This window comes from Fulvimarina fulva (genome assembly GCF_039652615.1).
In the GTDB taxonomy this organism is placed as follows: domain Bacteria; phylum Pseudomonadota; class Alphaproteobacteria; order Rhizobiales; family Rhizobiaceae; genus Fulvimarina.
This window is the reverse complement of record NZ_JBDJAC010000007.1, coordinates 181,375-207,330: the sequence shown is the minus strand read 5'-3', so window position 1 is coordinate 207,330 and position 25,956 is coordinate 181,375. Positions and strand designations below refer to the sequence as shown.

The window sequence follows — 25,956 nt, the reverse complement described above, 5'->3', positions numbered from 1 at the left end:
ATCAGCCGATGGTGATGGTCGTGTCGTCTGAGAAAGAGAATGGCGGAATCGCCATGTTCTGGGGCGCCGGGCCGCTGCGGATACGGCCTGCCGTATCGTAGTGCGAACCGTGGCATGGACAGAAATAGCCGTCATAATTGCCTGACTGCCCAAGCGGAATGCAGCCGAGATGGGTGCACACGCCGACCATCACGAGCCAGGCTTCCTTGTCCAAAGCCGCGCGATTCTCGTCTGTAGCGGGAGCGTCGCCTGGAAGGTTCGCGTTACGCGCTATCGGATCCTTGAGCTCGGAAAGGGCCGTCGCTTTCGCTTCCTCGACTTCCTGAGCCGTGCGCTGACGGATGAAGATGGGCTTTCCGCGCCATTTTGCCGTAATCGACTGGCCTTCGGCGACCTGGCTGACATCGACGTTGATCGAAGCCAGGGCGAGCGTCGCCGCATCTGGATTCATTTGATCGATGAAGGGCCACACGACGGCAGCAGCGCCAACAGCGCCAACAGCGCCCGTTGCAATGTAGAGAAAGTCGCGGCGGTTTGGTTCGGCGCTCTCGTTTACGCTCACGGCGTGGCCTTTCCTGTCACTTTTCTACCCGGATGGAACGGGTTTCTGCGGAATTTTCACGATTGCGGCAAGAGGACGAACTGTCGCCAGCAGTCGCACTTGGCCCGACGAACCGATATCTTTGGAGGGCTTCTAAGCCAATCGAGCCCGGAATGTCCAGTTCGACAAACGGCGCAGAGGCGGTGAAATCCATGACTTCACCGCCGCTTTCCGCAGCGTGGTGATGCAGATTTGTCGCACGGCGAACATCGCAAGTCCGGGAGAATTATTTCCGCAACACTTGAGGGCACCAGCGCGTCCGGCGAACGTGGGTTTTCCTCTTCTCTGCCGGTCCTGCCTGATCTCGAAGCGACGATCGTCACATTTGTACGTTCGAAAGGAGAGACTGCCTTATTGTGAGCACGTCGGCGGCGGCCTTCCTCTGAGCGGCGTCCGGTTCTGAGCGTGGCTTTTCGCACCGAAAGGCAGGTGCGTGTCGTAATGCCGCTCTGCTCCTGATCGTGCCAGACCAGCCCCTTAGAGAAACGCTCTCATCAGGGCGACGAACCCCGCCCCGATCGCAACGACTGCGATCAGCGGAACGCGCAGCGCGAGAACTCCGCACAGGCCAAGCGCAATTCTCTCGGGCCAGTCGCCGCTGATCATGACGGGAGCGAAGATCGTGGTGAGGACAGCGGCAGGCACCGCGTCGAGAGCCGCTTCGAGACGCGGCGGCAGCGTGCCGATCACCTTGATCAGCAGGTGCCCTCCGATTCGGGTCAGATAGGTAAGAAGCCCCGCAAGGAGGATGATTAGCCAGATCTCGCTCACGGCGCTTTCTCCGCGCCCGGCTCACTCTCCTCAGGGGCGGCGTCTGACCGTTTTCTCACGGGCATCAGCGCAGCAAGTCCAACGCCGCTCAGCGCGCCCAGCGTCACATGCCATGGAGGTCCGAGCAGTGCATAGATGACGATCGAGGCCACCGCGCTCGCGCTCGCCACCGCCCAGAAGTTGCTACGATGGCGAAAGGTCATGACCAGAGCGAGAAAGTAGGCCGGCAAGACGAAATCGATTCCATAGACGGCCGGATCTTCGATGAACGAGCCGAAAATCGCACCGAGCCCGGAAGCCATGAGCCAGAAGAGATAGAGCAGCAGCGCGTAGACGAAATAATAGCGTTCGCTCAGTTCCCCGCGTGCAGCTTTCGCCTCGGCGGCGCCAAATGTCGGGTCGACGAGAAGGAAGAAGGCAAGCGCCTTGGCAGGCTTCGAAAAATGCCGGAAATGACGCCCCACGGAGGCCGAATACAGAATATGCCGAAAGTTCAGGGCAAAGACGGTGAGCAGCACCGACCAGACAGGCGCTCCGATCCCAACGAGCTGCAAGGCAGCCAACTGAGAGGCGCCGGCATAGACCGAGGCGGAAAAGCCCAGGGTCTCGAGGAGGGTCAGCCCCTCGCCTGCCGCGACGGTGCCATAGACCATGCCGAACGGCATGACCGCCGCTATAATTGGCAGGACATCTCGAAGAGCCGACGAGGCGGGCAAGTTGCCCTTGGTGACGGAAGCCATGATGGATCTCGATTACCCAAGGCGGCGACGCGCTCAGGGCGCTTCAGCAATCACGTCGCGGGAGAAGGCCGCGAGGGCGATGGTCCACTGGCCAAAAATATAATCAAGCTGCTCGCGCACGAAGCCGCCCTCTGCCGGCAGGTTCATTTCGATGACAGGCAGATTCTCTTCGGTCAGATAGGCCTTGTTGAATGGCGCCGATCGATTCCAGATGTTGAGCGCACCGATCGAGACGGTCGGCACGTCCCAGATCGCATAGAAATTCAGAGCGCCGCAGTTCTTGCCGTCCTGGCATTCGAGGAAAAACAGCTGATACGCCGTTCCGTTGATATTCCCGATGATCGCCGGGTCACCGTTGTCCAAAGCGACGACGCGCGCCTCTCCATAGCCTTCGGCCAGCTCTTGTATCGCATCAACTTCATCGGCTGAGACGACAACGGGCACCGGCGGCTTGTCATCGCCCGTCTCGCCAACTGCCTGCGCCATCGGCGCGCCGAGGCTCAGGAAAAAAGTCGAGAGAACAAGGAATTGGCTGAATGGTGACATAACGCGCCTCTCACAGGTGTTATGGCTATTTGTCAAACGACCGCTGCCACACGCAAGCTGCGAAATGCCGGTTACGGGGATGTGAAGATTGGAGGCCGAACCGCCCCCATGGCTCGGGCTACGCGCGCACGGCCAGAGCCCACCGGACCCGCCACCGGCACGTCTGAGAATCTCTGACCGGACAACGTGGCAAGGCTTCGCAAAGCGCAACGGCCATATGTTGAGCACAAGATCGCCACACATCGAAGAGCGGCTTTCTGTTACCCACGTGTTTGGATCTGACATTGAATAAAGTGGTGCCCGAGGGCGGATTCGAACCACCGACACAGCGATTTTCAGTCGCTTGCTCTACCAACTGAGCTACTCGGGCATCTCGCGAAGAAGGCCTGCAGGTCTCGAAAAACCTGACTGAAAGCCTTGCGAATGCCGGCCTTATAGAGAAGGGAATTTGCCCTGTCCAGCACTTGTCGCAGAGCTTTTTTGCATAATGAGGTTCGCCCTCACGCGACGGGGCGAATGGGGCCAACATACGGTGCGGGAAAGCCTTCAGGCTTCATGTTTCCGACATCTAAAACGTCAAAGAGCGAGCGCGATCCGCACGTCGGTGCATCTTCCAACTGGAGGCTGCCGTAGCTCTTTGCGAAGCGTGGCAAAAACGCCGCGTCACCCGAAACAGGTGAGGACCCCCATGAAAATTTTACTGAAGACCGCTCTGATCGCCACCTCTCTCGCGCTTGCTTCCGCGCCAGCTGCGTTCGCACAGAACCCGACGGTCGGCGGAGCGGCGATGCCCTCGAATCAGAACATCGTCCAGAACGCGTCCAACTCGCCGATCCACAAAACGCTGGTCGCTGCGGTGAAGCAGGCGGGTCTCGTCGACACGCTCGCGTCTCCGGGACCGTTCACGGTCTTCGCCCCGACAGACACCGCGTTCAAGAAGGTGCCGGCAAGCACGGTCTCCATGTTGATGGACCCGGCAAACAAGGCCCAGCTCACCAAGGTCCTGACGGCGCATGTCGTCGCGGGTGACCTGTCAGCGGGCCAGATCCTGGCGCGCGCCAAGGCCAATGGCGGAAAATATGCCATGAAGACCGTCTCCGGCGACACCATCACGGCGATGCCGGAAGGTCAGGGTCTCGCGATTGTGGATGAAAATGGCGGCAAGGCGATCATCACGATCGCGGATGTCGATCAGTCGAACGGCGTGATCCACGTCATCAACAACGTGCTCGTTCCAAAGTGACGGCGAATCTCTTGCGCGCTATCTGAATGATTGGGCCCGGAAGATGTTTGCTTCCGGGCCATTTTATTGGCTCAAAGCCGGCCAAAATTGTTCGCCAGAGCGGGTCCTGCAACGCAATCGCCAAATTCTCGAAATCCTGCCCGTCGATCTGAGGCGTGACCGCGCGGAGAGCCGCTCGGCTCGACCCGCGCGCGCGGTCAAGACATGTCCTCAAATGTCGAGATTCGCCACCGTCAGCGCATTGTCCTGGATGAACTCGCGGCGCGGGGCGACTTCGTCGCCCATGAGCTGAGCGAACAGGTTGTCGGCATCCGTTGCGTCCTGAACCTTCACGCGAACAAGGGTGCGCGCATCGGGATCGAGCGTCGTTTCCCAAAGCTGATCGGAGTTCATCTCGCCAAGGCCTTTGTAGCGTTGGGTCGTGATGCCTTTGCGTCCAACTTCGAAAACGGTGATGAGAAGCTGCAGCGGGCCGGCGATGTCGCGAACCGTATCCTTGCGGGCAAGTGTCGGAACACCGTTGTCGTAGACATCCCTGAGGCGCGGCGCATAGCGCATGAGCGCCAGGGCATCGCCGGACTGGAGCAGGGCCGCGTCGAGGTTCTGCACTTCGGTGACGCCGCGAACGGTGCGCTTGAAGCGATAGCCTCCGTCGATCGCCTCCCCCGTCCAGCCGCGCTCGGTTTCCTCTGCGATGAGATCGAGGCGCTCGGCAATCCGCTGCGCGGTTGCTGGACCATCCTGCGGATGATCGGCGACTTCGGGTGCAAGAGCCCCAAGGATCGCAGCCTGCTCCACCACCGAGCGGTCGTAGCGCGAATGGAGACCGCTCAAAATGCTGCGGATGGCGAGCGCGTCGTCGACTACCACACGCAGGTCGCGCCCCGTTCTCACCTCGCCCGAGGGAAGCGTCAGCGAAGCGTCGTAAAGGCCGCCCTCGATAAGATAATTCTCGAGCGCCTTCTCATCTTTCAGGTACTGGCTCTGTTTACCGCGCGTCACCTTGTAGAGGGGCGGCTGCGCGATGAAGATATGGCCACGCTCGATGAGTTCGGGCATCTGCCTAAAGAAGAATGTCAGCAGCAGCGTACGGATATGGGCGCCGTCGACGTCGGCATCCGTCATGATGATGATCTTGTGGTAGCGCAGCTTGTCGGCGTTGAATTCATCCTTGCCGATCGAGGTGCCCAGCGCCGTGATGAGCGTCCCGATCTGATCGGAGCCCAGCATGCGGTCGAAGCGTGCCCGCTCGACGTTGAGGATCTTGCCGCGCAGGGGCAGGATCGCCTGGTTCTGGCGCGAACGCCCACCCTTCGCCGATCCACCAGCCGAGTCACCCTCGACGATGAAGATTTCGGACTTCGCCGGATCGCGTTCCTGACAGTCGGCGAGCTTGCCCGGCAGGGACGTGATGTCGAGGGCACCCTTGCGGCGGGTCAGCTCGCGGGCGCGCCGCGCCGCATCGCGAGCAGCGGCAGCTTCCGTCACCTTGGAGATGATGATTTTCGCTTCCTGCGGGTTCTCCTCGAACCACTCGGAAAGACCCTGATTGACGAGGTTTTCCACGACGGGCCGGACTTCGGACGAGACCAGCTTGTCCTTGGTCTGGGAGGAAAACTTCGGGTCGGGCACCTTCACCGAGAGGATGCAGGACAAACCTTCGCGGCAATCGTCGCCAGTCAGCGTGACCTTCTCTTTCTTGAGATGGCCGGACGCCTCCGCATAGCCGGTAACCTGCCGTGTCAGCGCACCGCGGAAGCCAGCGAGGTGGGTGCCGCCGTCGCGCTGCGGGATGTTGTTGGTGAAGCAGAGGACGTTCTCGTTATAGGCGTCGTTCCACCACATGGCGACTTCGACGGTGATGCCGTCTTTCTCGCCGTTCAGAACGATCGGTGCAGAGATGACCGGCTTCTTGGCGCGGTCGACATAGCGCACAAAGGCCTCGAGCCCGCCCTCGTAGAAGAGTTCGATCTTTCTTTCGTCCGCAGGTCTCTTGTCAGTCAGGATGATGCGGACACCGGAATTGAGAAAGGCGAGCTCGCGCAGCCTGTGCTCCAGCGTCGCATAGTCGAAGCTGGTGACCCCCCGAAACGTGTCGTGGGAGGGCATGAAGGTAATTTCGGTGCCGGTCGCATCACCTGCATCGCCGACGATGGCGAGCGGGCCGTCCGCGACGCCATGCGTGAAGGCCATCTCGAAGACGCTGCCTTTCTGCTTGATCCGAAGTTTCAGCCAGACCGAAAGAGCGTTGACGACGGAAACACCCACGCCGTGGAGACCGCCGGAAACCTTGTAGGAATTCTGGTCGAACTTACCGCCCGCGTGCAGCTGGGTCATGATGACCTCGGCTGCTGATACCCCCTCGCCCGTGTGAATGCCCGTCGGGATGCCGCGCCCATTGTCAGACACCGAGCAGGAGCCATCGGCGTTCAGGGTCACCGTCACGTAGTCGGCGTGGCCGGCGAGCGCTTCGTCGATCGCGTTGTCGACCACTTCGTAGACCATATGATGCAGGCCAGAGCCGTCGTCGGTATCGCCGATATACATGCCGGGGCGCTTGCGCACGGCATCGAGGCCTTTGAGCACCTTGATGGAGTCAGCACCGTATTCGGCCGAGAGACCGGCGGACAGATCGTTGGCAGCGGACATGGTTTTCCTTGCATGCTTCTGAAGGGCGCGCGTGAAGCGCCACCCGCGACGACGAATCGCCGCGATAGACCTTCAGTATATAAAGATTAAGGGCATGGTATGAAAGCCGCCTGGCCACAGGGCCTCAAGCCTTGCACCACTCCGTGAAATCGATGCCGTGGCTTCCAGAATCCAGGACGTGAAAAACAGCCTTTCCGATCGCCGGTCCGCGTTTCGGTTTGCGGGTCGCGGAGCCGGACAAATCGGCGGGTTCCGATTCGATGAGAATCTCTACGGTGATGTTGGCGCGGCCTGCCACGAAAGGTAGCGCTTTTGAGTCTACGGCCCTATTCAAACAAGTGCTTGCGTCGATTTGAGCCAGCGCCACGCCGCGGCCGAGCGGTCGACGTCCGGTCGCAGGATGCCCATGTTGAGTGCACAATCTGCATTATAACAGATGGGCGAACTTCTCGATGAGTCATTCCACGGCAAGACTGGACGCTGTCAGGCTTTCCACCGGGCAGTCATTGCCCTTTCGTGCGCCAGCGCCGGTTCCCCATTCTGAGCCGCTCGGATTTTTCGGCTTTCTGAAGACCGCCTCTCGCAATCCGATCGAGATCTGGGGCACGCGTGCCTTCAAGGAGCCGTTCATCGAAGGCAAATGGCTCGGCGTCCCCAATATCGTGGTCAACGATCCAAAGGCGGTTCGTCACCTGCTCGTCGAAAATGCCAAGAACTATGTGATGCAGCCGCTGCGCCAGCGCCTCCTGCGCCCGCTTCTGCGCGACGGCCTCCTGACCGCCGAAGGCCAACTCTGGCGGCGAACGCGAAAAGCGATCGCGCCGATCTTCACGCCGCGCCACATCGCGGGCTTCACCGAGCCGATGGCGACCCGGTCTCGGAACGCTCGCGATCGCCTCGCCGGAATGGCCGGACAGACGGTCGACGTTAGCCACGAAACGACTTTGCTGACCTTCGATATTCTCCAGGCGACGCTCTTTTCGGACGATATCGCGTCCGAGCCCGGCGAGTTCGCCCAATCGACCAGTAATTTCCTCGGGTCGATGGGGCGTGTCGATCCGCTCGATCTCCTCGGCGCGCCGGAATTCCTGCCGCGTATCAGGCGACTGCGCGGACGAAAGTCGATGCTCTATTTTCGCCAACTGATCGGCGATACGATCGAGAAGCGCAAAGCTCAACTCGCCCGAGATCCGGATGGCGCGCCTGAGGACCTTTTGACGTTGCTCCTCAAGGCTGAAGGGCTTTCTCGCGACGAGATCGAGGATAACATCATCACCTTCATTGGTGCCGGCCACGAAACGACCGCGCGGTCCCTCGCTTGGACACTTTATCTGCTGAGCCAGGCTCCTGAGGAGCGAAAGAAGGTTGAGGACGAAATCGACAACATCGTCCCGACGCTGGATCATCCGAGCCAATATCTCGATTCGCTTCCCCGCACGCGCGCCGTCTTCGAAGAATCGATGCGCCTTTATCCGCCTGCGCCGTCCTTGAACCGGACGGCACTTCAACCCGACCAGGTTGGCGACCTGAAGATCCCGGCCGGGTCCACCGTGCTTGTCATGCCCTGGCTGATCCATCGACACGAAATGCTCTGGGACCGGCCCGATCACTTCATTCCCGATCGCTTCATGCCGGAAAACCGGGAATCGATCGACCGGTACCAGTATCTGCCGTTCGGCGTGGGACCGCGTGTTTGCATTGGAGCGAGCTTCGCCCTTCAGGAAGCGGTCATCGCCCTTGCAATCCTGATGCAGTCACTGCGCTTCGACTATGCTGGCAGCAAGCAACCTTCCGTCGTCCAGCGGATCACCGTCCAGCCGGAAAATGGCTTGCCTATGCGCGTATCGAGGCGGTGAGCAGACAGACAAGCCGGATCGACCGGTAGCGGTTTGATCCGGATCTCCCAAAGCCACCTTGCCTTTTCGGCGGCGGAGGCCCATATTGCATTCATCGGGATTTATGAGCCCGGGGTCTGGCTGCCGTTCCTTTCGCTCCTTTGAGCGATTCTGCCGTGACATAACAGTCGCAGCCGTTTGAACCATTCCTTTCACCCATTCTTGTGAAAAACCGAGCGAATGATGTCGCGCGTCGCGATATCAAATAACCTATCGCGCATCACCCAATGCGTGTGTGCGAGCCGTATCGACGATTCGGCGAAACTCTTCAGAAAGGGCTCCCTATGAGCCAGACCGGTACGATCAAATTCTTCAACGAAAGCAAGGGCTTCGGCTTCGTGACGCCGGATGGCGGCTCGAAGGATGTCTTCCTGCACATCTCCGCGCTCGAGCGCGCTGGCATCTCCTCGGTACAGGAAGGTGACAAAATCACGTTCGAAACCGAGCCGGATCCGCGTGGCAAGGGCCCGAAGGCGGTCAACATCCAGCTCGCCTAACAGCTGGGACCGCGAGCCGTCCGAACGGACGGTTCGCATTCTTTCGAGAGCGGCGGCTCTTCAGCACGCGTCGCGCGGGACTGCTTTTGCGTTCCGTCAGCCGGAACGATTTTGACATAAGGACCTTTGGCCATGGACAATTCTCGCATAGCACGCGAAAATGCCGAGGTCGCTCAGACGGGCACGTCTGCACCGCATCGCTCTGAAAAAGGAACTGCTGGTATTATTATCGCGGCTGAAAACACCGCGAGGCAGGAAAAAACGGAACGTCTGAAGGCTGCGCGGCTCGCTCGTGTCGAGAGCGAAGTTGCGGAAGCGCCGAAGGCTGCCAGCAAGGCCAAGCGCCGTGCGACTGCCAGCAAAACGGCGAAGGCCAAGACAGTGAAGAAGTCCGCTTCTCCTGTACGGAAGAAAAAAGCTGCCGTTTGAACCTTTTGATGTCGGTAGCCGTTTTGTCGGATCGACGCCGCATTGCGTCTCGCGATTGCGGTGACAAAAGCGAAACTTGAGATGAAGGAGACGTTTTGAAAGTCGACGTTAGAGACAACAATGTAGATCAGGCCCTGCGCGCGCTGAAAAAGAAGCTGCAGCGCGAGGGTGTTTTCCGTGAAATGAAAGCACGCCGTTCTTACGAGAAGCCCTCGGAAGAGCGCGCTCGTCGCAAGCAGGAAGCGATACGCCGTTCCCGCAAGCTCGCTCGTAAGCAGGCTCAGCGCGAGGGACTTCTGCCGAAGACCGGCCGCGCACGCTAAGACCTGCCGGTTCCAAGACCGATCAATTCGTTGCGGGCGGAAAACCGCCCCATTCCGACGGCGCCCTTCGTGGCGCCGTTCTTCGTTTTGGCTCGCTTATTCCGTATCCGGCTGAGAAAGCCGGGGACGAAGCCGAAGCCCCAAGCGGCGAACACACGTTTTCAAATCCGCCCTGCCAGCGATAAGGCGGCCCGGCTCAATCAGGCGAAGGGCCTGCAAGATAGCCGTGGCGTGGCGCGTTCCAAGCCCGCCAGCAAAACGTCATTCCACCGTGACCGACTTTGCCAGATTTCGCGGCTGGTCCACGTCGGTCCCCATCTGCACGGCTGTGTGATAGGCGAGAAGCTGGAGCGGGATCGAGTAGACGATTGGCGTCAGGATCTCAGGCATGTCGGGAAGGACGATTGTTTGAGCGTTATCGACGACCTTCGCCTCCGCCCCTTTCCGGTCGGTTAGAAGGATGATGTCTCCACCGCGCGCAGCCACTTCCTGAACGTTTGAAGCGGTCTTTTCGAAACTCCGATCGTGCGGCGCAATCACGACGACCGGCATCGTCTCGTCGATCAGTGCGATCGGCCCATGTTTTAGTTCACCCGCTGCATAACCTTCTGCGTGGATGTAGCTGATTTCCTTCAGCTTTAAGGCACCCTCAAGGGCCAAAGGATAAGAGAAGCCACGTCCCAGGAACAGAGCGTGCGTATTGCCCGACATCTTGCGCGCCAGCTGGGCGATCTGGTTCTCCAGATGCAGCGCGTCGTTGACGAGACGTGGCGCTTCCTGAAGCGTCTTCGTGAATTCCAGCTCCTGTGCCTCCGAGATCCGGCCCTTCGCAACGCCAGCGCGAATCGCAAGCGCTGCCAGCGCCATCAGCTGGCAGGTGAAGGCTTTTGTCGAGGCGACGCCGATTTCCGGCCCTGCCAGGGTCGGAAGAACGTGATCGGATTCGCGGGCTATGGTCGACTCGTCCACATTCACGATCGAGGCCGTCAAAAGCCCTTCGGCCTTGGCGTGTCGAAGAGAGGCCAGAGTATCGGCGGTCTCGCCGGACTGAGAAATGAAGAGCGCCAGATCGACGTCGTCGAGCGGACTTTCCCGGTATCGGAATTCCGAAGCGACATCGAGATCGCAGGCGATGCGCGCATAACGCTCGAAATAATATCGGCCGACTAGAGCGGCATAGAAGCCCGTGCCGCAGGCCGACAAGGCCATCCGTTTGACAGTCGTGAAATCGATCGAAGCGCTCGCGGGAAGTCTCGTCCTGCCGGTCGTCAGATCCACGAAGGAGCCCAGGGTATGGCCGATGACTTCCGGCTGCTCGTAGATTTCCTTCAGCATGAAATGTCGATAATTGCCCTTATCGACATAGAAGCTCTTCCCGGTGGAGCGCTTGACCGGGCGATCGACGGGATTGCCCAATTCGTCGTAGACCTCGATATGGTCTTTGGTCAGAACGACGAGATCGCCTTCTTCCAGATAGCGGATGCGATCGGTGAAGGGTGACAGCGCGATCGCGTCCGAGCCGAGGAAGCTCTCGCCATCGCCGTCACCAACGACCAGCGGAGAGCCGCGCCTTGCGCCGATCAGCTGGTTCTCGTTGCCGTCGAAGAGGAATGCCAGGGAAAACGCACCTTCGAGGCGCGCCAGTGCATTCTGAACTGCATCCTTCGGCGTAAGGCCGCGCTCTATTTCCCGTGTCACCAGATGCGCGACGGCCTCTGTATCCGTCTGGCTACTGAAAACCGCACCATCGGCTTGCAGTTCTTCGCGAAGCTCGCGGTAATTCTCGATGATACCGTTGTGAACGACCGACAGCAGTTTCGTCTGATGCGGGTGGGCATTCGTCTCGCTTGGCCCGCCATGGGTCGCCCAGCGTGTATGACCGATCCCGATCGTCCCGGACTTCGGGTTTTCGGCAAGTTTGTTCACCAGATTGACGAGCTTTCCCTCGGCCCGCAGCCTCGAGAGTTTGCCGTCCTCGATCGTCGCGATACCGGCCGAGTCATATCCGCGATATTCCAGACGCTTCAGACTGTCGATCAGACGGTCCGCGACGGGTTGATCGCTGATTATCCCGATGATGCCGCACATGAAGACCAACCATGGTTCGTGTTTTCGATCGAAAAATGCACCATCCGGGCGCACTTCGCTTTTTGGCATTCAATAGCGCAAAGCCTGAAATCCGCACGTCACAAAGAATGACCTCGCATTACAGGGTTAAGTTTGGCGTCCCGATAAGGCACATTGGAATTCAGCTCTGGCTTTTCCTCGCCGCTTTCGCCGCCTGATTGCGCTCTGCGATGCGCTTTCCGAGCCCCGGCTTGTTCACCTGCCGGCCGCGAGCAAGGCCCAGCGCATCGTCTTCGACGTTGTCGGTGATGACGCTGCCCGAGCCGATATACGCGCCGGAGCCAATCTTGACCGGTGCGACGAGAGCGGAATTCGAGCCGATGAAGGCGTTGGCACCGATCTCCGTCAGGTGTTTCCGGGCACCGTCGTAATTGCAGGTGATCGTGCCTGCGCCGATATTTGCGTTCGAGCCAACCTTCGCGTCGCCTATATAGCTGAGATGATTGACCTTCGCGCCGGCAGCGATCTCGGCCTGCTTCACCTCGCAGAAATTGCCGACCTTCGAGCTTTCTCCAAGATCCGCGCCGGGCCGCAGTCGGGCAAAAGGCCCGATCGAGGCGCCTCGCCCGATCCGGGCTCCCTCGATATGGGAGAAGCCGTGAATCACCGCGTTTGCTTCTATTCTGACGCCAGGACCGAAGATCACGTTCGGCTCGATCGTCACGTCTTCGCCGATTTCGGTATCAAAGGCGAAGTGAACGCTGTCCGGATCGTAGAGGGTCACGCCGCCAATCATGGCGCGCTCGCGGGCAACGGCCTGCCAGAGCGCTTCGACCTTTGCGAGCTCAGAGCGGTTGTTGACACCGATCGTCTCGGCGACGGGCGCTTCGATTGCCGTCACGCGGTGATCGCGGGACCGGGCGATCTCAACGAGATCAGTCAGGTAATATTCGCCCTTGGCATTCTCATTGCCGATGGCATCGAGCAGGGATAGCGCATCTGCGCCAGCAAAAGCCATGATCCCGGCATTGCAGAAGCCGATTTCCCGCTCCGCTTCGCTGGCATCCTTGTGCTCGCGGATGGCGACGAGTTCGCCATTCTCCTCAATCAAACGGCCGTAACCGGTCGGGTCTGCCGCCCTGAACCCAATCACGCAGACGCCGGCCCCTGCGGCGAGCTCGGCGCGAGCCCGTATCAGCGTTTCGTCGGTCAAAAGCGGCGTATCGCCAAAAAGGACGACGATATCGTCGAAGCCCTCGGCAATGGCGTCACGCGCGGCAAGAACCGCATGGCCGGTTCCGAGACGCTCGACCTGTTCATAGGACTGAGCGCCCGGCGCGTCCTTTCGCACGGAAGCCGCTACAGCGTCTCCATCGCGCCCGATGACAACTGCGAGACGCTCCGAGCCTGCCGCGATCGCTGCTCGGGCAACATGGCGGACGAGCGGCAGGTGTCCGACCTCGTGAAGAACTTTCGAGCGAGCCGAGCGCATACGCGTTCCCTCGCCAGCGGCGAGAATGATCGTGAGACAGGTGCGAGACATGAAGGTTCCGGGCCGAGACGTTTGAGGGCGCCACCACATGGGTACCGCCACAGGCTTCTCTCACGAAGCGGACGGTGTTGTGAAGATGAGCGGCGTCAGCCGATGGCTTGAAGACCGGGAAATGTCTCGAGCAGCCAGAACGACATCCACTGGATGCCGCCGGTCAGGAAAAGAAAACCCGTTACGACCAGTAGTCCCCCCATGGTTCGCTCGACCGCTTTCAGATGGCGACGGAAACCGCCCAGCCAATTGAGAAACGCACCGGAAAACGCAGCAGCTAGAATGAACGGAACCCCGAGACCGGCCGAGTAGACCCCCAGCATCAAAGCGCCTTCGCCGACCGTATCGCGCGCGCCGGCAAGGCCGAGGATCGCGCCAAGAACGGGGCCGATGCAGGGAGTCCAACCGAAGGCGAAGGCGAGGCCCATGAGATAGGCGCCGACGACACCGGCGGGGCTGTCGGGCCCGCGAAACCGCTTTTCGCGTGCGAGAAAGCCCAGACGGAAGACGCCCAGGAAATTGAGCCCCATCACGATGATAACGATGCCGGCAACGATACCGAGCCAGTTCAGATTCTGCCTCAGTAGGCCACCGATCGTACTTGCGCCTGCACCGAGAGCGACGAAGACCGTCGAGAATCCCAGGACGAACACGACGCTTGCAAGAAGGAGACGTCCCTGGTGCGCCGTCTCACCCTTCGAGCCCGCTCTGAGATCGTCCGCCGAAACGCCCGCCATATAGCAAAGATAAGGCGGCACGAGCGGAAGGACGCAGGGGGACAGAAAAGACAGCGCGCCTGCCAGCAAAGCGGTCGGATAGGAGAGTTCGCTCAACACGTCACGCAACCTTTATTCTTCGCATGCTCGCAGTTCGTCGTTCGCGCAGCCCTTTAATGACAAGCCACGAGGAGGCCTGCGGAGCGACGCCGCATCGCCGTTAAGTCACGGACGATCCTTCAGCGCTCGCCGGTCATAGACCATCGCTTTGCGAGGCACCAAACGGTAAAAGCGTCGCGCAGGTCAGATTGCCGGTTGACCTATTCAAGCGGCGTTTTTATGAAGCGCCCCAGAAGGCTGGGTTTTGTCCGGCCCTTCGGGCGCGTAGCTCAGTTGGTAGAGCAACGGACTTTTAATCTGTAGGTCCAGGGTTCGAGTCCCTGCGCGCCCACCAACGATTTCAGGCACTTAGCGGCACTTTCCTTCGAAAACATGTCGCATCCATGTTGCAGCGACTTCCCTTGATTTACAGGAGTTTCCCGGTAGGCTCGGCTACTCCACGCGACATGGGATGCAACATGGCCGATTGGCAAACGACACCGCCACTAACTGATCGAGAAATTGAGTTCGAAGACGAGCGCGGCCAAGTTCATCGTGGCGAGCTCGATATGCCTGTGCCAATGGCGTCAGAGCCGAAAGGCGAGTTTCGGCCGATCTACGTTATGAGAGGGCAAAACGAGACTTTCGAAGTGAAGCGGTGGCGAGAAATCGAATAGCGCCACGTCCTATGGCGCTAAATCAAACAGTGCCAGACGTGAGCCAAAATCCCACGGTTCGTGGATACTATGTAAGGATCGGAAACGGTTGAGCGATCGAGATGACGGAAGTACACGTCCAGTTTGCACGTATCGCTGACACCCTCGAAAGGCTTACACGAGAGACAGAGCGCCTTCGGCGTGACGTTGCGCGTCTCCATGCTCGTATCGAGCCATTTGAGGGCGAAACTCCAATACCGGAGCCCACTATCAAATGGCGCAAAATGCGCAACATGAGAGATGCATTCGACAGCCTGGACGAAGCGAGCCGAAGCATCGTCGGCTGTGAAGGACGCTTAAGTCATATGGAATCAATGCTAAAAGAAATTCGCGACGACGTAATTTCTCGAGCAGAGATGAAGCCTTGGCTGAAAGAACGCTAGGCGGGTCCGTCGAGTTTTCTACTGACCCATCAAGGTATGGTCGTAATGGCCCTACCCTGTCGCCGTAATGGCAATGCCTAGCGCGCCGCTTTATCGGACTCGGCGACGATGCAGTCCTATTCAGGGCTGGACGCTTGCGCGCGACATTTCCAAAGCTAAAGCTGTCTGTTTTAGAACCACGATTTAGTCAGGCAGGTGCAAATGACAGACCACACCATTTCGCCCGGCCTGCAGGAGTTTGCTCAGAATCTCGTTCTAACGGATCCGAATGTATTTGTCTTACGTAAGGGTCTCCAAGAACAGTATCCGAGCCTTACACAAGCTTTGGAAAGCAGCTTTATCGGAAGAAAGATCAGAAAGACGCTATTTTTGCCAAACCTTGCCGCGTACGGCAACGAGGGCGTGGGAATTTTCAGCGACTACGGCGGCGAAAGTACAGGAAAGTTCAATTCCTATTCATTTCTTGTCTGCGCAATGGGTTCTATCAGCTACTTCGAAGAAAGAATGAGGGAAGTTCGTGATGAGTTCGGCCTGGGCGACAAAGAATATTCATATAAGGATTTAAGAGATGATCGGATGCGTCAATCTATTCCAAAGTACCTCCGTGCACTCGATGAGGGAATAAACGGCCTCCTCTGCAGCGTGCTTGTCGAGAAGAAGATACCAACTTTGTTCGGCCGACAAAGAAAAGCTGCACGGCAAGAACTAGTTGCAGAACTAAGCAAGTACGGATTCGGCAAATGGAAACCGAAGCCCGCTGAAAAGCTTGCAAGGGTGGTGCATATTGCTGCCTATCTAACGGGGCTTCTGGCAGCCGAAAAGCAAAATGTGTTTTGGATGTCAGACCACGATGACATTTGCCCTAATCCAGAAAAGCACAAAAACGCTTTAAACTTATTCGGCACTGTTGTGCGTAACTACAAGCGTGAAGGCTTCCAGTTTGGGCAAATTGGTGGGGCCACCCCTTTTAAAGAGCGATCTGTTTTAATGCTGGATTTGCTTAGTGCCGCTGATTTAGCGGCAGGCTCTGTCGAACAATACTTCTCTCTCAAGGAAGAATCAGGAAACGTTAATTTCGGCGTGAAGGGCGGCTCAGATGACGTCTTACGGTGGTTTGCACATGACGGGGTAGGATTGAAGAAAGCGACTATTCTGATACGCCAATCGTCAGAAGGCTTCGTCACAGACGATACGGTCGAGTTTCGCCTTCGCGAACCTCCCAGAGAGGCCCCACTGGTGTTGTCAGTAAGAGTTTGACCTATTCACTGCCTAGCCATCCCCGCTATCTCGCAATCGATTGCGTGCACCTCCACAGCGATAGACGACAGCGCGCCGGACGCTCCACTAAGCCGCTTGTCTGACGCACAGCGCGGCCTCCAGGCGCGCGAAGATCGCCCGCAGCTCGGCCGCGCGAGCGAGTTTTGACCGATGAGGAGCTTCGGAGGTTCTGGCAGGCCTGCGAGCGGCCGCAGGCGGTCAAAGGGCTGAACATCACGAGGACGATGGGCCTTTGCCCCTTCAGCTCGCGGCGGTGACGCTCCAGCGGCGTTCGGAGATCGCTGGCATGCGATGGTCAGAGAATCGACCGGACGCGCTACCTATGGACAATCCCAGCCGCCAGGATGAAAGCAAGCGGATCCATCTCCTGCCGCTCTCTGATCTCGTAATGTCGTTCCTCGATCAATGCGAGGGACAAGGCGAGTTCGTTTTCATGTCACCGAGGAAAGGCGATGACGAGCCGATCTATCTCGATCCCGGCGCGATCTCGCGGGCCATGAACCGGATGCTGGAAGGGCTTGAGATGGAGCGAGAAACGCCGCACGATCTCCGCAGAACCGGGGCGACAAATCTGACGAGCGAGCGCCTTGGATTCCCTCGCTTCATCGTATCCTAGGTGATCGCTCATGCCGGCGATACCGCAGGGGCGGCGGCTGTCATTGGACGGCACTATGATCTAAACGACTACCTTGTCGAAAAGCGGAAGGCCCTTGCTGGATGGGCAATCCTGATCTCTTCGATTGTGCGTGCGCACTAGCTCATGGCGGACTAATTGCTTGGCTTGTTGTTCGCCCCAAGCACATATCCGCTGATGGTTCCCAGAACGCCTAACCCTGTTGAGAAGACGTCTTTCAAACCCTCGCTGGCAATAAACGCGAAAATGATGAGAACCAGCGTGATCAGAAGCGCGAGAAAGCCTGCAACAAGGTGTTTTGGGTCGTGGCCATCCCCAAAAAACCAACCTGAGACACCCCGAGCGCTCTTCTCACGTTGAAGTTTCTGCTTTTCCAGCTCGGCGCGACCTTCCCAGTCTCTCGTATTGATTCTCGTTATGAGACGAGGAACATCGAGCCCTGGAGCGCTTGAACCCTGTTCATTACCTTCAGGGCTTGCCATCTATCAAAGAGAACCCAACCGATCGCTCAGAGCGACAGCTAGCGCCGCAGCAATCGGCTCCGGAAATTCGCTAGATAAAATTCTTCTCGCACGATTTTCGGCGTCTCTGCCGCCAATTAGCAACTCACGAGCGGCATACTCAAGAGCCTGCCCTTGGTCTTTCGTGCCGCCGGATCCAATTACGTCGTATCGAAGCCCCTCGACCACGCGAGACGCTGTTCGACTGCGATTTGTATCCACTCTGTCCAGCACGTCCATAGAGTCATCCCACTGCTCAGCGGCGAAACCCATAAGAACCTACCTTTCATTTCGTTTACACGAGCTTAATCCCAAGGCTGTGTCCACAGCCAAGTTCTCGCTTGAGAGGACGCTCACGCGTCGTCCGATCTGCCATTACCGTTGAAGACGTACTCGGCGGCACTCCGTTCCCGGTATCTTTACCAAATTCTCACTCAGCTTCAAGGCTGGTGGACCGGTATCTCTTGCGCGTAGCTGCAAGGCCTAGCACGTCTTTGCATTTCCAAATCGGTATATTGGGCTTTTCAGGAGGATTTGGAGTGGCAAGGAGATAATATGTCGCCCTGCACCGTGGCTCGTGACGGCAACGCGGACTTGCCCCGCCGTGGGGCGAGCCGCACTTTCCTACGGAGCCGAACGACCGTCACCGAAATCGTGATGGTTGGGTGTGCGCCGTTCGCGGAAACGTCCTCCATTGGAGAAAGTTGGCAAGGATCGCCTATACCGCCGCCCTGGCCTCCAGAGCCGCCGCCAGGCGCACATAGATCATCCCGCGCAGCCGTATGCCGCACCGGCCATGGACGGCAGCGTACAACGGCTTCTCGCAAGCTGACGAGCGGGATTGCATCGAAAGCGTCGAGAAGATCGCCGCCGGCATCGCGCCAGTCCGGCCGCATCGCCAGAACGTCGGAGATCGCAAGGAGGGTTTCGGACCAGAGCTCTTGTCGATTCCCGCCGGTCTCCCGGATGCACCGAACCACTGTGACAAGGTGTCCCTCGCCATGCTCGGCGATGATCGCCTTGAGCGCGCCGCGGGCATGGGTCTGGTTTGAGCCCCGACGGCGATAGGTCGGGATGATCTTGAAGCCCAGACGATCGGCAAGAGCGTCAAGCCGGCCCTTCGGCTTTGGCCTCGACAAAGGAAGCTCGATCGGCAAATCCATTCCAGAAATCCTGATCTTATAGGAATTTTCCATCAATCTATCCCTTGGTGAACCGCCATCCAACAATTGGATTCTGGAAAGCCTACCTGAGAGAAGCCGTTTTCAGCATTGAGTCGGCCCTCGGATCGATCCACTCGCCGATCTTGTCGGGCCATGTCTGGATGATCCGCTGCGAAACGCCTTCGGCCGTCACGACGGTTTCGAGGACATGCCCGCCAACGGCATAGACCCCTTCATATCCGAGCGCGGCGTCTCCCGGCGTCTTCCGCATCGTATCGAACAGAGCGAGCCCGTAGGCGCGGGGATGGACTTCGGAGGCCGATGACGCACCGCCGAGCCGCATTGCCAGCCTGCGGCCCGCCTTGGCCGATATGGCCGGCGCCGAGAACTGTTCGCCGATCTTGAAGAGGATGCCGTCCTCTTCCGGCCAGGTGGTTCTCAGAACGACGAGCGGTGCGACCAGCCGTTCCGACCATCCGATGACGACGAGATCGCTTGCCTGCCTGCGTTGCGGGTCGATCATCGCGCCGGCTTCCTCGAGGCTCGCGATATAGCCCGCGTGTTCGTCGAGAAAGCGGCCGGTGATTGCTTCGCCTTCGGTGGCGAGGGCGTCGATCGTCAGGTCCTCGCTCGCCAGCAACTCCGCAAAGAGGATCGGCAGTGCCGTCCCGCCGCGGCCGGTGACCACAAGCGGCTTGCCGGCGACCGGATGCGCCTTTCGACTGACTTGGACGAGTCGGGTGTCGGCGTCGTAGATCGCGCCGTCCGTCCAGAGGTAGCCCGCATCTGGTCGGCAAAGGGTGGCGTATGCACTCACGCCGCCACCTTTCTGGCCTGACGAGCGAGCGCCCGGCGTTGCTGGCGCGACATGCCCTCAGTCACGGGCAGGGCGAACGGCTCCGGTCGGATCGGACAGCCGACAGTATCAGGCCAGGAATGGACCGTTGCTTGCTCGATCGCAACTTCCGTCACGGTCGTGAGCAAAACGTCGCCGCCGACACAGTGGAATTTCGCCGATCCAGGCAAGGTCGGATTTTTCAGCTTCATGCGCCGCTGGCCTTCGATGAGTGGAATGCCATGCGCGATCGGATCGAAGGTCTCGGCGTCATAGTCCTCGCCCGGCTCCGCGCGAAGCATGCGCAGCCGTGACATCTCGGTGGCGTCCGGCATGGGAGCGACGGCGCCCTCCTCGCTCCGATCATCGAAGGTCCATTCGGTGCCATCGTAGAGAAGGGAGACAGCTACCGGCCCGCCCTTGTGCGCAGACCATCCGACGAAAAGCATCTGAGCCGATGCGTCCACGGCCCCGGCCGCCTGGATCGTCCGTTCGTAGAGCCCGCGCAGACTGTGCGCCTCCTCCTCGATCAGGTCATCGATGCTGTCATAAAGATCGTCGCAGGCTTCAGCGATGGCAGGTGCGAGCCGATAGTCGCCGCGGGTCGCGACCGCCAACCGTGCGCCCTGCGCCACGACGCACTTGCGCCCGAACTCGACGACTTCGCCGGACGGCCGGTAGAACGCGGAGTCCGTCAGAACGAACGCCTTCGTTGTCGCCACGATGATATTGATCGCCGTCATCGGCTTTGACCTTTCGCTTCTTGAAGAGAGAGCCGACCGGGCCGGCGATGCCGCCGACAACGGCCATGCCGACCGGGCCTCCGATCGCGCCGAGGAACGATGCACCGGCTGCGGTGCTTCCGAGCGAACTGGCCACGCCGATGCCGCCGAGCGCACCGTTCACACCTCCAGAGACAGGAGAGCCGCTTTGATAGCCGCCTGCGAAGGCAGCGTATCGATGCCCGCCGTCTTCGTTCGCCGGGTCGTATTTCGGCGTGATCGCGGATTGTAAAGCGAGCGCGTTCATCGTTGAGCTCCTACGCGGACCGCGGAAGGCGAACGGCGGTATCAGTCGAACCCGGACGCTTTCCGAGGACGGTCCCTTCCTGCTCGATAAACCGAATGACGCCATCCAGTGCCCGTTCGCTGTATGTCGCGGCCTTCTTTACGGCCTGGACCTTGGCGAACCGTTCGGGGTGGTCTGCCTCGGAGACGATGTCACGCACCTGAGTGAGCAAGTCATGATCGACTCCTGTGAGGTAGGACGGAGCGGTGAGAACCGCGCGAAGTGCGGTGCGATCACCGGCACGGGCAAGTTCGACGACCTTCATCGTGCGCTGGTTCTCAGGCATGGTCCGAAGCCATGACCGAACCTCTTGCAGCATCGCGATATCCTGCGGTTCCTCCGCAGGGGCCGTGAACGCTGCCGTCATGGACTTGCCGGCGTTCTCGATCGTTTCGGCCGCTGAAGACCGGATCCTCGCGAGCTTCTCACGCAGTGCCGGAAGATGCTTCTCCGCCCAGTCGTGAGCCGCCTGACGCCTGCCGATATCGGTCAGGCCAGGATTATTCGCAGCTTCCGCCGAGGCTTTCTGGAAGGCTTCATATACAGCCTGCGCCTCGCCGGCGGCCGCGTTATACGGCTGGATATAATGCTCGCTCGCATCTGCCTCGACCGGCCATCCGAGCGGGTTGAGCCGGACCTCGAGCGCGCTTCGGGTGATTGGTTCCGTGGTTTCCATCAGATCGCGTCCCCCGCAACGAGGAGGTGCCAGGAGGTGCCGTCAGAGATAGCGAGCTTGGTGACACCAGCATCGGCGAAGCGCGCCAGACGGCCGATAGCTCGCGCCGGATCGGGAAATCCGCTGGCGCCGATCTCCATGATCGAAGCACGGGTTTCACCAGGGGCGAAATGTGTCGTTCGCAGATGCTCGGCGATCCCCGCAGGGGAACCGGCAATGATCGAAGTCGGAACGAAGTCAGACCCGCGACCAACGCTGGTCGGCGGGGAAGTGGTTTCAGCACCCATGTCAGGGCCTCCTAAACGAGATTGAAGGATAGGGAATCTGCGGGACAGCCGGCGCAGGATGATCGTGCGGGCCGATCGTGATGGGCTGAGGCGCCGGACGTCGCTCCCAGGCACGTTGCCGCTTGTCATCGGCGAAATGGACTTGGCCGCCGTAACCGTATGTCGCCATGCGCGTCGTCCCCGGCTTCGCTGTGCTGAAGGTCCGATCGAAGATGAGGACAAGGACGCCCGCAGCCGCGTTCGCGACGTCGTCATGACCGCGTGGCGGATGATCGATGGTGTCACGGCCACCGCGGCTCGTCCGGCGCTCGAGGCTGACGAGCTGCGAGGCGAGACGAGGCATATCGAGGAGTTCGACCTCGCCCGAGTTCACCCGGGGGATGAGATCCCGATAGAGATCGACCTTCGGCTTCGACGTTGCGACGTACTCGATCCCGAGCTTTCGGAACGGCTCGCGTGCCCACTCGCCGGCATACCGATCGCCCTCGATCCTTCGGACACCGTATCGCTTGAAGTCGGCGGAGAAGTCAGCGACGACCGCCTCCGGGCTGAAGGGAGGCTTAACCTCGCGAATGACGTCGAGGATCGCCTTCGATCCTTCCTTGTGCCCGATCGCCATCGTCATCGAGTCCGCCGAGCCGCCGGACGGATCGACAAAGCCGAAATAGGTCACGTCGCCGATGCGCCCGCGCTCGCGAGCACCGGACCGGGTCACCGCCTCGACGGCTTCGATCGTCAGGCACGCCTCAACGTCGGTTCGGAACTGCGCTCCCCATTCGGCCATGGCGGCGGCCGGGTCGCGCTCCATAGCGCGGTCAATGACCTTCTGGGACAGGGACGGGTTAAGGACACGGGACGGGGCCTGCGCAACGAGGATGAGCGGGTCGCCGCTCGCCCCGTAGTGCCGTTTCCACGTCGTGTAGAGCTCGCCCCGCCTCGCGTACGGGCTCGAAATGATGATCAAAGGGCCGCCCGTCGTCGCCAGCGAGGGCCGAAGAGCGTTGAGGATTTCCGTGTCGGGATTGGCGCTGGTATCGTCACGCCAGAACGCTGCCTCGTCGCCGATGACGGCTGCGCTGGTGTCGCCTCGATTGCCTCGCCAGGACGCCGGTTGAATTTCGAGATCCACCCGCGTCGAGAGCGCGATCGTCTCCGCAGTCCGGTTCGTGATCAGCCCTCGCAGCATCGGCGTCGATTCGAGGATGCCGGCCGCATAGCCGAACGCCTTCCGGGCCTGTTTCGTCGTCGTCGCGATAAAGGGCAGGACTGCACGCTCGCCGATCGCCAGCTTGTCGGAATAGTCGACCAAGGCAGCGAGATAGACCGCGACCACCGCCGCCGCCCTCGTCTTGCCGCCGCGCCGGCCAACCACGGCCCATAGCTCCTCGACACACTCGCCCGGCTCATGGTCCCGGCCGGTCAGGGTGCGGAATAGCTCTCGCTCGTCTGCGGTCAATTCCTCGCCCATGGCAGCGATGAGGAGGGCGCGCCATCCGGCCCAGCTATCCCCCGGCATCACGTCACCGAGAAGGGCGGGATCGCTCAATGCTTCCCGCATGGTGACGAGCGCGGTCACGCGGCGTTCCTCGATTTCAGGTAGGCGTTGAGATCGGCGCCCGGCTCTTTCTGCTTCCCGGTCCCCTTCACGCCGAGGTCGCGCATCAAGCGAGCGAGAACGTTGGAGACGCGCACAAGCTGTTCGTGGTCGACGTCCTCGCCCCTGACGATGGCGGCCTGTAGCGCCTCGCTTTCGAGCACTACGGCAGCGGCGTGACGGACCAAGGCGCGTTGCGGTGCTGTGAGGGCATCCTCGCCCCCAAGCTCGCCTGCGAAGTCCCTTGCCAGGTCACGGAACCGGCGGGCCGAAGCGCTCCGGCCATCGATGCCGGTAAGCAGGCGCGAACCGTTCGAAACCGCCGAGCGAGCGACGGGCGAAGATGTACCAATGGGGGAGCGAGTGAGCGACATGATAGGAAAATGCCGCCCGATTGCCCTTCATTCAATAGGTTTTTCCTATCGAGCGAGACATCGAGCCACTTGCCGAATTGCCGCGAGTTCTCTTGGCTTCTCCTCGCTTCCCGCTGCTCTCCTACAGTTCGCCGAGAAAGCCTGTGGATAACTCGAAAGTGAAGATCACCAGGGCGGGAAGGTGCCGAACTCTTCCGCTCGCGATGCTCACAATCGAACCATTCGGAGCAGATATCTGCTCATATGCTCAAAACCGTTCGGTCGACAGATGCGGGCATGTTCGTTTAGTGCGGAGGCGTTTGTGAGCAGGCGGCAGGGCGGATCGACAGTCAGAACAAGCGCCAGCCGGTCGGTCGGATTGCCGGTCGAATTTCAGGGCCGCGAGAGAGCGAGGAGCCAGTCTTGTTGGATTGATGCCTGAACGGAGCTAACGCGCGCTGGACGGACTCTCTGAGGAGCGGCGGGGCAGTCAGAAAATATTGGGGATTTGGTGGGTGCGTGCGAGAGGGTCACTTCAATGGGTTTGTAATCAAATCCAGCAATGGAAATCGGGGTAGGAGGCCATTCGTGTGATCGAAATCCGGACCATGGTAATCCACAGACCCTCGGAAATACGAAATTCCAGATGGTGATTGGCTTTGGAGCCCCATGCCGAACGGCTGGAAATTTTTTTCCTTGAATTCCCCGAACTGAAGGTTGCCGCCGACGTCCGCGATGCTCGGATCGTCGATAACATTCTTCAGAGTTTGAAGGATATCGCGCTGCGTCCTTAACGTTCCTAATTGGGTCCTTGCACTTCGAGCCCCAGAACCCAGAAATTCGATGTCTCCAGTCTGGGTCAGAACCTCGGAGAGCGTCGCAACGTTTTGCTGGTTGGCCTCCATACGAAACGCGCGCAAGCGGTGATTAGTTGTGCAATAGCCGGCGAATATGATTTCGGTGGCGGAAGCCTGAAAGATAGCCTGACCAATATTTCCCGCGATAACCTTGAACGTTCGAAAAACGACGTCCGAGACACCATCCATTCCAGTGTCCATGTAACCGGGAACGCCTTGAAGGTTTCGAACGATCTCGGACAGAGTCTCTTTGACCATCAGGGCTACAGAGGAGGATCCGGCAAATCCCATTCCCAGATCTCCCGTGGCAACAAGTGGATCTGGTTGATCAGGTTCTCCAACTGAGTACACATTGTAGGGTATCCGGCTAACTTTGATGGCCGCATCGCATCGATTGGGCCCGAAAGACAGTCTGGAGTCAGATGCGAAGCAGATGTTGTCCTGCGTGCGCCAAACTATGCAAAGTGTCATGTGAGGGTGTTCTCTTCTGCGGATAGAGGAATTGGTCGTAACGTGTCAGCGACGATCTCCATCGATTTCGTCTAAGGATCAAGATGGGGCTCCGCCCTAAACCCCGCCGTCGCGCTTATCCTTCATTCACCATGCACCCGCTTATTCCAAGACCATTCCGACGTGTCCTCGCTGCGATTGATGGGGTCGCCGTCGTGGCGATCAATCCAGGGCCAGGCGGCCGCCATCGTGATGAAGCCGGTCTCAATCACCTTGTGACCGCTGACGACTGCGAAGGTTCCATCCGGCGAGCGGGTGACGGTCATGCTGCGTCACCCCCTGGCTGATTCCACGCGGCGGGTTCATGAAGCTCGCGAAGTTCTCGTTGGACAGCCAAGGCGAACCGGTCGACCTCATCACGGATCAATGCTTCCGGCACTCCGGCGACCTGAAGCCATGCCGCCATGCGGTTGCATTCTGTTCGCCAGTAGCCTTCCGCCTTCTTTCCTTGCCGATGATCAAGGGCAAGCGCTACCTGCCGAACCTTGCCGGTCATGCGGTCGGTGGGGAAGACGTGGATGGTCGCGGTGGGACGTTCCCAGGACAGGAGATCCATCTGTTCACCTTTCATGCTGCCTCTCCCGAAATCTTGTCGCCAATCCCATGAGGCTCCGCCTCCCGGGCCCTCCGTCGGGGGTGGGACCCCCGAACCCCTTTCCGTTCGGCTTCGCCGTCCGGACTGTCCGTACGGTGAGATCGTGCAGGGGCTTTTGAGGATGGTGAGACAAGTGTGTCGCCACTAGTATTTATATCTACTCGCGACGGACCTGTCTCACGGCGCCGATACCATGTGGCACGCGAGACGCCGGCCTCCTCCCAAGGCTTCGTTCGCTCGGCAGACTGGCCCTCATAGGACTCGCGACTGACTGTGCCGGTCGACCTTCGAAGATCCCGCTTCGCCTCCCGATCGCGAAGGCGCTTTCGATCCTTCGCCATCTTCAGGCGAGCGGCTTTCGGCAAGTCGCACGCGCCTATCGTGTTGA

26 protein-coding genes and 2 tRNA genes are annotated in these 25,956 nt (G+C 59.7%); 8 read left to right on the top strand and 20 right to left on the bottom strand.

The features are described from left to right. Position 1 precedes the first annotated feature (1 nt). From petA to ABDX79_RS11880, 5 genes are all read right to left on the bottom strand, one after another. Complete coding sequence (gene petA, locus ABDX79_RS11900; protein ID WP_346220504.1) at positions 2 to 562, bottom strand: ubiquinol-cytochrome c reductase iron-sulfur subunit; 561 nt, start codon at positions 560 to 562, stop codon at positions 2 to 4. Between the two features lie 516 nt (positions 563 to 1,078). Next, positions 1,079 to 1,372, bottom strand: a complete 294-nt coding sequence (locus tag ABDX79_RS11895; RefSeq protein ID WP_346220503.1) for an AzlD family protein — start codon at positions 1,370 to 1,372, stop codon at positions 1,079 to 1,081. Beyond that, complete coding sequence (locus tag ABDX79_RS11890) at positions 1,369 to 2,112, bottom strand: AzlC family ABC transporter permease (protein ID WP_346220502.1); 744 nt, start codon at positions 2,110 to 2,112, stop codon at positions 1,369 to 1,371. The genes ABDX79_RS11895 and ABDX79_RS11890 overlap by 4 nt, the downstream gene beginning before the upstream one ends. 33 nt (positions 2,113 to 2,145) lie before the next feature. Continuing rightward, a complete protein-coding gene (locus ABDX79_RS11885; protein WP_346220501.1) occupies positions 2,146 to 2,694 on the bottom strand; it encodes a YbjN domain-containing protein in 549 nt (182 codons plus the stop codon). Positions 2,695 to 2,952: 258 nt separating this feature from the next. Beyond that, a tRNA-Phe gene (locus ABDX79_RS11880) sits at positions 2,953 to 3,028 on the bottom strand. Between the two features lie 318 nt (positions 3,029 to 3,346). Here ABDX79_RS11880 and ABDX79_RS11875 point away from each other — a divergent pair. Beyond that, positions 3,347 to 3,901 carry a fasciclin domain-containing protein gene (locus ABDX79_RS11875; RefSeq protein WP_346220500.1) on the top strand — a complete coding sequence of 185 codons (555 nt, stop codon included), beginning with the start codon at positions 3,347 to 3,349 and terminating at the stop codon, positions 3,899 to 3,901. Positions 3,902 to 4,111: 210 nt separating this feature from the next. Here the strand turns inward: ABDX79_RS11875 and gyrB are convergent, their stop codons facing one another. Beyond that, the gene (gene gyrB / locus ABDX79_RS11870; protein ID WP_346220499.1) at positions 4,112 to 6,550 is read right to left on the bottom strand and encodes a DNA topoisomerase (ATP-hydrolyzing) subunit B; all 2,439 of its coding nucleotides are present in this window, start codon (positions 6,548 to 6,550) and stop codon (positions 4,112 to 4,114) included. A gap of 452 nt (positions 6,551 to 7,002) precedes the next feature. On the opposite strand from gyrB, the gene ABDX79_RS11865 reads away from it, so the two are divergent. The 4 genes from ABDX79_RS11865 to rpsU all read left to right on the top strand — a co-directional run bounded on the left by ABDX79_RS11865 (position 7,003) and on the right by rpsU (position 9,694). Then, positions 7,003 to 8,406 (top strand): cytochrome P450, encoded by a 1,404-nt coding sequence (locus ABDX79_RS11865; RefSeq protein WP_346220498.1) that lies wholly within the window; start codon positions 7,003 to 7,005, stop codon positions 8,404 to 8,406. A 323-nt stretch (positions 8,407 to 8,729) separates the two neighbouring features. Then, positions 8,730 to 8,942, top strand: a complete 213-nt coding sequence (locus tag ABDX79_RS11860; protein WP_346220497.1) for a cold-shock protein — start codon at positions 8,730 to 8,732, stop codon at positions 8,940 to 8,942. A 132-nt stretch (positions 8,943 to 9,074) separates the two neighbouring features. After that, positions 9,075 to 9,371 (top strand): hypothetical protein, encoded by a 297-nt coding sequence (locus ABDX79_RS11855; protein ID WP_346220496.1) that lies wholly within the window; start codon positions 9,075 to 9,077, stop codon positions 9,369 to 9,371. Positions 9,372 to 9,466: 95 nt separating this feature from the next. Beyond that, positions 9,467 to 9,694, top strand: coding sequence for a 30S ribosomal protein S21 (rpsU, locus tag ABDX79_RS11850; RefSeq protein ID WP_346220495.1), 228 nt, complete (start codon positions 9,467 to 9,469; stop codon positions 9,692 to 9,694). A 261-nt stretch (positions 9,695 to 9,955) separates the two neighbouring features. Here the strand turns inward: rpsU and glmS are convergent, their stop codons facing one another. From glmS to ABDX79_RS11835, 3 genes are all read right to left on the bottom strand, one after another. Continuing rightward, the gene (gene glmS, locus ABDX79_RS11845) at positions 9,956 to 11,782 is read right to left on the bottom strand and encodes a glutamine--fructose-6-phosphate transaminase (isomerizing) (RefSeq protein ID WP_346220494.1); all 1,827 of its coding nucleotides are present in this window, start codon (positions 11,780 to 11,782) and stop codon (positions 9,956 to 9,958) included. Between the two features lie 160 nt (positions 11,783 to 11,942). After that, positions 11,943 to 13,304: a bifunctional UDP-N-acetylglucosamine diphosphorylase/glucosamine-1-phosphate N-acetyltransferase GlmU gene (gene glmU / locus ABDX79_RS11840; protein WP_346220493.1), complete on the bottom strand. Its 1,362-nt coding sequence runs from the start codon at positions 13,302 to 13,304 to the stop codon at positions 11,943 to 11,945. A 95-nt stretch (positions 13,305 to 13,399) separates the two neighbouring features. Then, the gene (locus tag ABDX79_RS11835; RefSeq protein WP_346220553.1) at positions 13,400 to 14,140 is read right to left on the bottom strand and encodes a cytochrome c biogenesis CcdA family protein; all 741 of its coding nucleotides are present in this window, start codon (positions 14,138 to 14,140) and stop codon (positions 13,400 to 13,402) included. 258 nt (positions 14,141 to 14,398) lie between these two features. On the opposite strand from ABDX79_RS11835, the gene ABDX79_RS11830 reads away from it, so the two are divergent. The 3 genes from ABDX79_RS11830 (at position 14,399) to ABDX79_RS11820 (ending at position 17,112) form a co-directional block, all read left to right on the top strand. After that, positions 14,399 to 14,474 (top strand) — tRNA-Lys (locus tag ABDX79_RS11830). A gap of 945 nt (positions 14,475 to 15,419) precedes the next feature. After that, entirely contained in the window at positions 15,420 to 16,475 is a 1,056-nt protein-coding gene (locus ABDX79_RS11825) for a hypothetical protein (RefSeq protein ID WP_346220492.1), read from the top strand. A 253-nt stretch (positions 16,476 to 16,728) separates the two neighbouring features. Further along, entirely contained in the window at positions 16,729 to 17,112 is a 384-nt protein-coding gene (locus ABDX79_RS11820; RefSeq protein WP_346220491.1) for a tyrosine-type recombinase/integrase, read from the top strand. Positions 17,113 to 17,264: 152 nt separating this feature from the next. Here ABDX79_RS11820 and ABDX79_RS11815 read toward each other — a convergent pair whose 3' ends face one another. From ABDX79_RS11815 to ABDX79_RS11765, 11 genes are all read right to left on the bottom strand, one after another. Further along, the gene (locus ABDX79_RS11815; RefSeq protein WP_346220490.1) at positions 17,265 to 17,612 is read right to left on the bottom strand and encodes a hypothetical protein; all 348 of its coding nucleotides are present in this window, start codon (positions 17,610 to 17,612) and stop codon (positions 17,265 to 17,267) included. Positions 17,613 to 18,154: 542 nt separating this feature from the next. Then, complete coding sequence (locus tag ABDX79_RS11810; RefSeq protein ID WP_346220489.1) at positions 18,155 to 18,826, bottom strand: hypothetical protein; 672 nt, start codon at positions 18,824 to 18,826, stop codon at positions 18,155 to 18,157. Positions 18,827 to 18,875: 49 nt separating this feature from the next. Further along, positions 18,876 to 19,610, bottom strand: a complete 735-nt coding sequence (locus ABDX79_RS11805) for a hypothetical protein (protein ID WP_346220488.1) — start codon at positions 19,608 to 19,610, stop codon at positions 18,876 to 18,878. After that, positions 19,607 to 20,371 carry a hypothetical protein gene (locus ABDX79_RS11800; protein ID WP_346220487.1) on the bottom strand — a complete coding sequence of 255 codons (765 nt, stop codon included), beginning with the start codon at positions 20,369 to 20,371 and terminating at the stop codon, positions 19,607 to 19,609. Before ABDX79_RS11800 ends, ABDX79_RS11805 begins: the two co-directional genes overlap by 4 nt. Positions 20,372 to 20,667: 296 nt before the next feature. After that, the gene (locus tag ABDX79_RS11795) at positions 20,668 to 21,372 is read right to left on the bottom strand and encodes a hypothetical protein (RefSeq protein WP_346220486.1); all 705 of its coding nucleotides are present in this window, start codon (positions 21,370 to 21,372) and stop codon (positions 20,668 to 20,670) included. After that, positions 21,372 to 21,659 (bottom strand): hypothetical protein, encoded by a 288-nt coding sequence (locus ABDX79_RS11790; RefSeq protein WP_346220485.1) that lies wholly within the window; start codon positions 21,657 to 21,659, stop codon positions 21,372 to 21,374. Before ABDX79_RS11790 ends, ABDX79_RS11795 begins: the two co-directional genes overlap by 1 nt. Position 21,660: 1 nt before the next feature. After that, positions 21,661 to 23,235 (bottom strand): hypothetical protein, encoded by a 1,575-nt coding sequence (locus tag ABDX79_RS11785; RefSeq protein WP_346220484.1) that lies wholly within the window; start codon positions 23,233 to 23,235, stop codon positions 21,661 to 21,663. Beyond that, entirely contained in the window at positions 23,232 to 23,627 is a 396-nt protein-coding gene (locus ABDX79_RS11780) for a hypothetical protein (protein ID WP_346220483.1), read from the bottom strand. Before ABDX79_RS11780 ends, ABDX79_RS11785 begins: the two co-directional genes overlap by 4 nt. Positions 23,628 to 24,136: 509 nt before the next feature. Beyond that, entirely contained in the window at positions 24,137 to 24,754 is a 618-nt protein-coding gene (locus ABDX79_RS11775) for a hypothetical protein (protein ID WP_346220482.1), read from the bottom strand. Between the two features lie 302 nt (positions 24,755 to 25,056). After that, positions 25,057 to 25,239, bottom strand: coding sequence for a hypothetical protein (locus ABDX79_RS11770; RefSeq protein ID WP_346220481.1), 183 nt, complete (start codon positions 25,237 to 25,239; stop codon positions 25,057 to 25,059). Further along, positions 25,236 to 25,544 carry a DUF6074 family protein gene (locus tag ABDX79_RS11765; RefSeq protein ID WP_346220480.1) on the bottom strand — a complete coding sequence of 103 codons (309 nt, stop codon included), beginning with the start codon at positions 25,542 to 25,544 and terminating at the stop codon, positions 25,236 to 25,238. The genes ABDX79_RS11770 and ABDX79_RS11765 overlap by 4 nt, the downstream gene beginning before the upstream one ends. Between the last annotated feature and the right edge of the window lie 412 nt (positions 25,545 to 25,956).

Coding starts and splice junctions, on each gene's coding strand:
- ABDX79_RS11890 (WP_346220502.1), bottom strand. CDS start 2,112: ATGGCTTCCGTCACCAAGGGCAACTTGCCCGCCTCGTCGGCTCTTCGA.
- ABDX79_RS11875 (WP_346220500.1), top strand. CDS start 3,347: ATGAAAATTTTACTGAAGACCGCTCTGATCGCCACCTCTCTCGCGCTT.
- gyrB (WP_346220499.1), bottom strand. CDS start 6,550: ATGTCCGCTGCCAACGATCTGTCCGCCGGTCTCTCGGCCGAATACGGT.
- ABDX79_RS11865 (WP_346220498.1), top strand. CDS start 7,003: ATGAGTCATTCCACGGCAAGACTGGACGCTGTCAGGCTTTCCACCGGG.
- ABDX79_RS11860 (WP_346220497.1), top strand. CDS start 8,730: ATGAGCCAGACCGGTACGATCAAATTCTTCAACGAAAGCAAGGGCTTC.
- ABDX79_RS11855 (WP_346220496.1), top strand. CDS start 9,075: ATGGACAATTCTCGCATAGCACGCGAAAATGCCGAGGTCGCTCAGACG.
- glmS (WP_346220494.1), bottom strand. CDS start 11,782: ATGTGCGGCATCATCGGGATAATCAGCGATCAACCCGTCGCGGACCGT.
- glmU (WP_346220493.1), bottom strand. CDS start 13,304: ATGTCTCGCACCTGTCTCACGATCATTCTCGCCGCTGGCGAGGGAACG.
- ABDX79_RS11825 (WP_346220492.1), top strand. CDS start 15,420: ATGACAGACCACACCATTTCGCCCGGCCTGCAGGAGTTTGCTCAGAAT.
- ABDX79_RS11815 (WP_346220490.1), bottom strand. CDS start 17,612: ATGGCAAGCCCTGAAGGTAATGAACAGGGTTCAAGCGCTCCAGGGCTC.
- ABDX79_RS11810 (WP_346220489.1), bottom strand. CDS start 18,826: ATGGAAAATTCCTATAAGATCAGGATTTCTGGAATGGATTTGCCGATC.
- ABDX79_RS11800 (WP_346220487.1), bottom strand. CDS start 20,371: ATGACGGCGATCAATATCATCGTGGCGACAACGAAGGCGTTCGTTCTG.
- ABDX79_RS11795 (WP_346220486.1), bottom strand. CDS start 21,372: ATGGAAACCACGGAACCAATCACCCGAAGCGCGCTCGAGGTCCGGCTC.
- ABDX79_RS11790 (WP_346220485.1), bottom strand. CDS start 21,659: ATGGGTGCTGAAACCACTTCCCCGCCGACCAGCGTTGGTCGCGGGTCT.
- ABDX79_RS11780 (WP_346220483.1), bottom strand. CDS start 23,627: ATGTCGCTCACTCGCTCCCCCATTGGTACATCTTCGCCCGTCGCTCGC.
- ABDX79_RS11775 (WP_346220482.1), bottom strand. CDS start 24,754: ATGGGATTTGCCGGATCCTCCTCTGTAGCCCTGATGGTCAAAGAGACT.
- ABDX79_RS11770 (WP_346220481.1), bottom strand. CDS start 25,239: ATGACCGTCACCCGCTCGCCGGATGGAACCTTCGCAGTCGTCAGCGGT.
- ABDX79_RS11765 (WP_346220480.1), bottom strand. CDS start 25,544: ATGAAAGGTGAACAGATGGATCTCCTGTCCTGGGAACGTCCCACCGCG.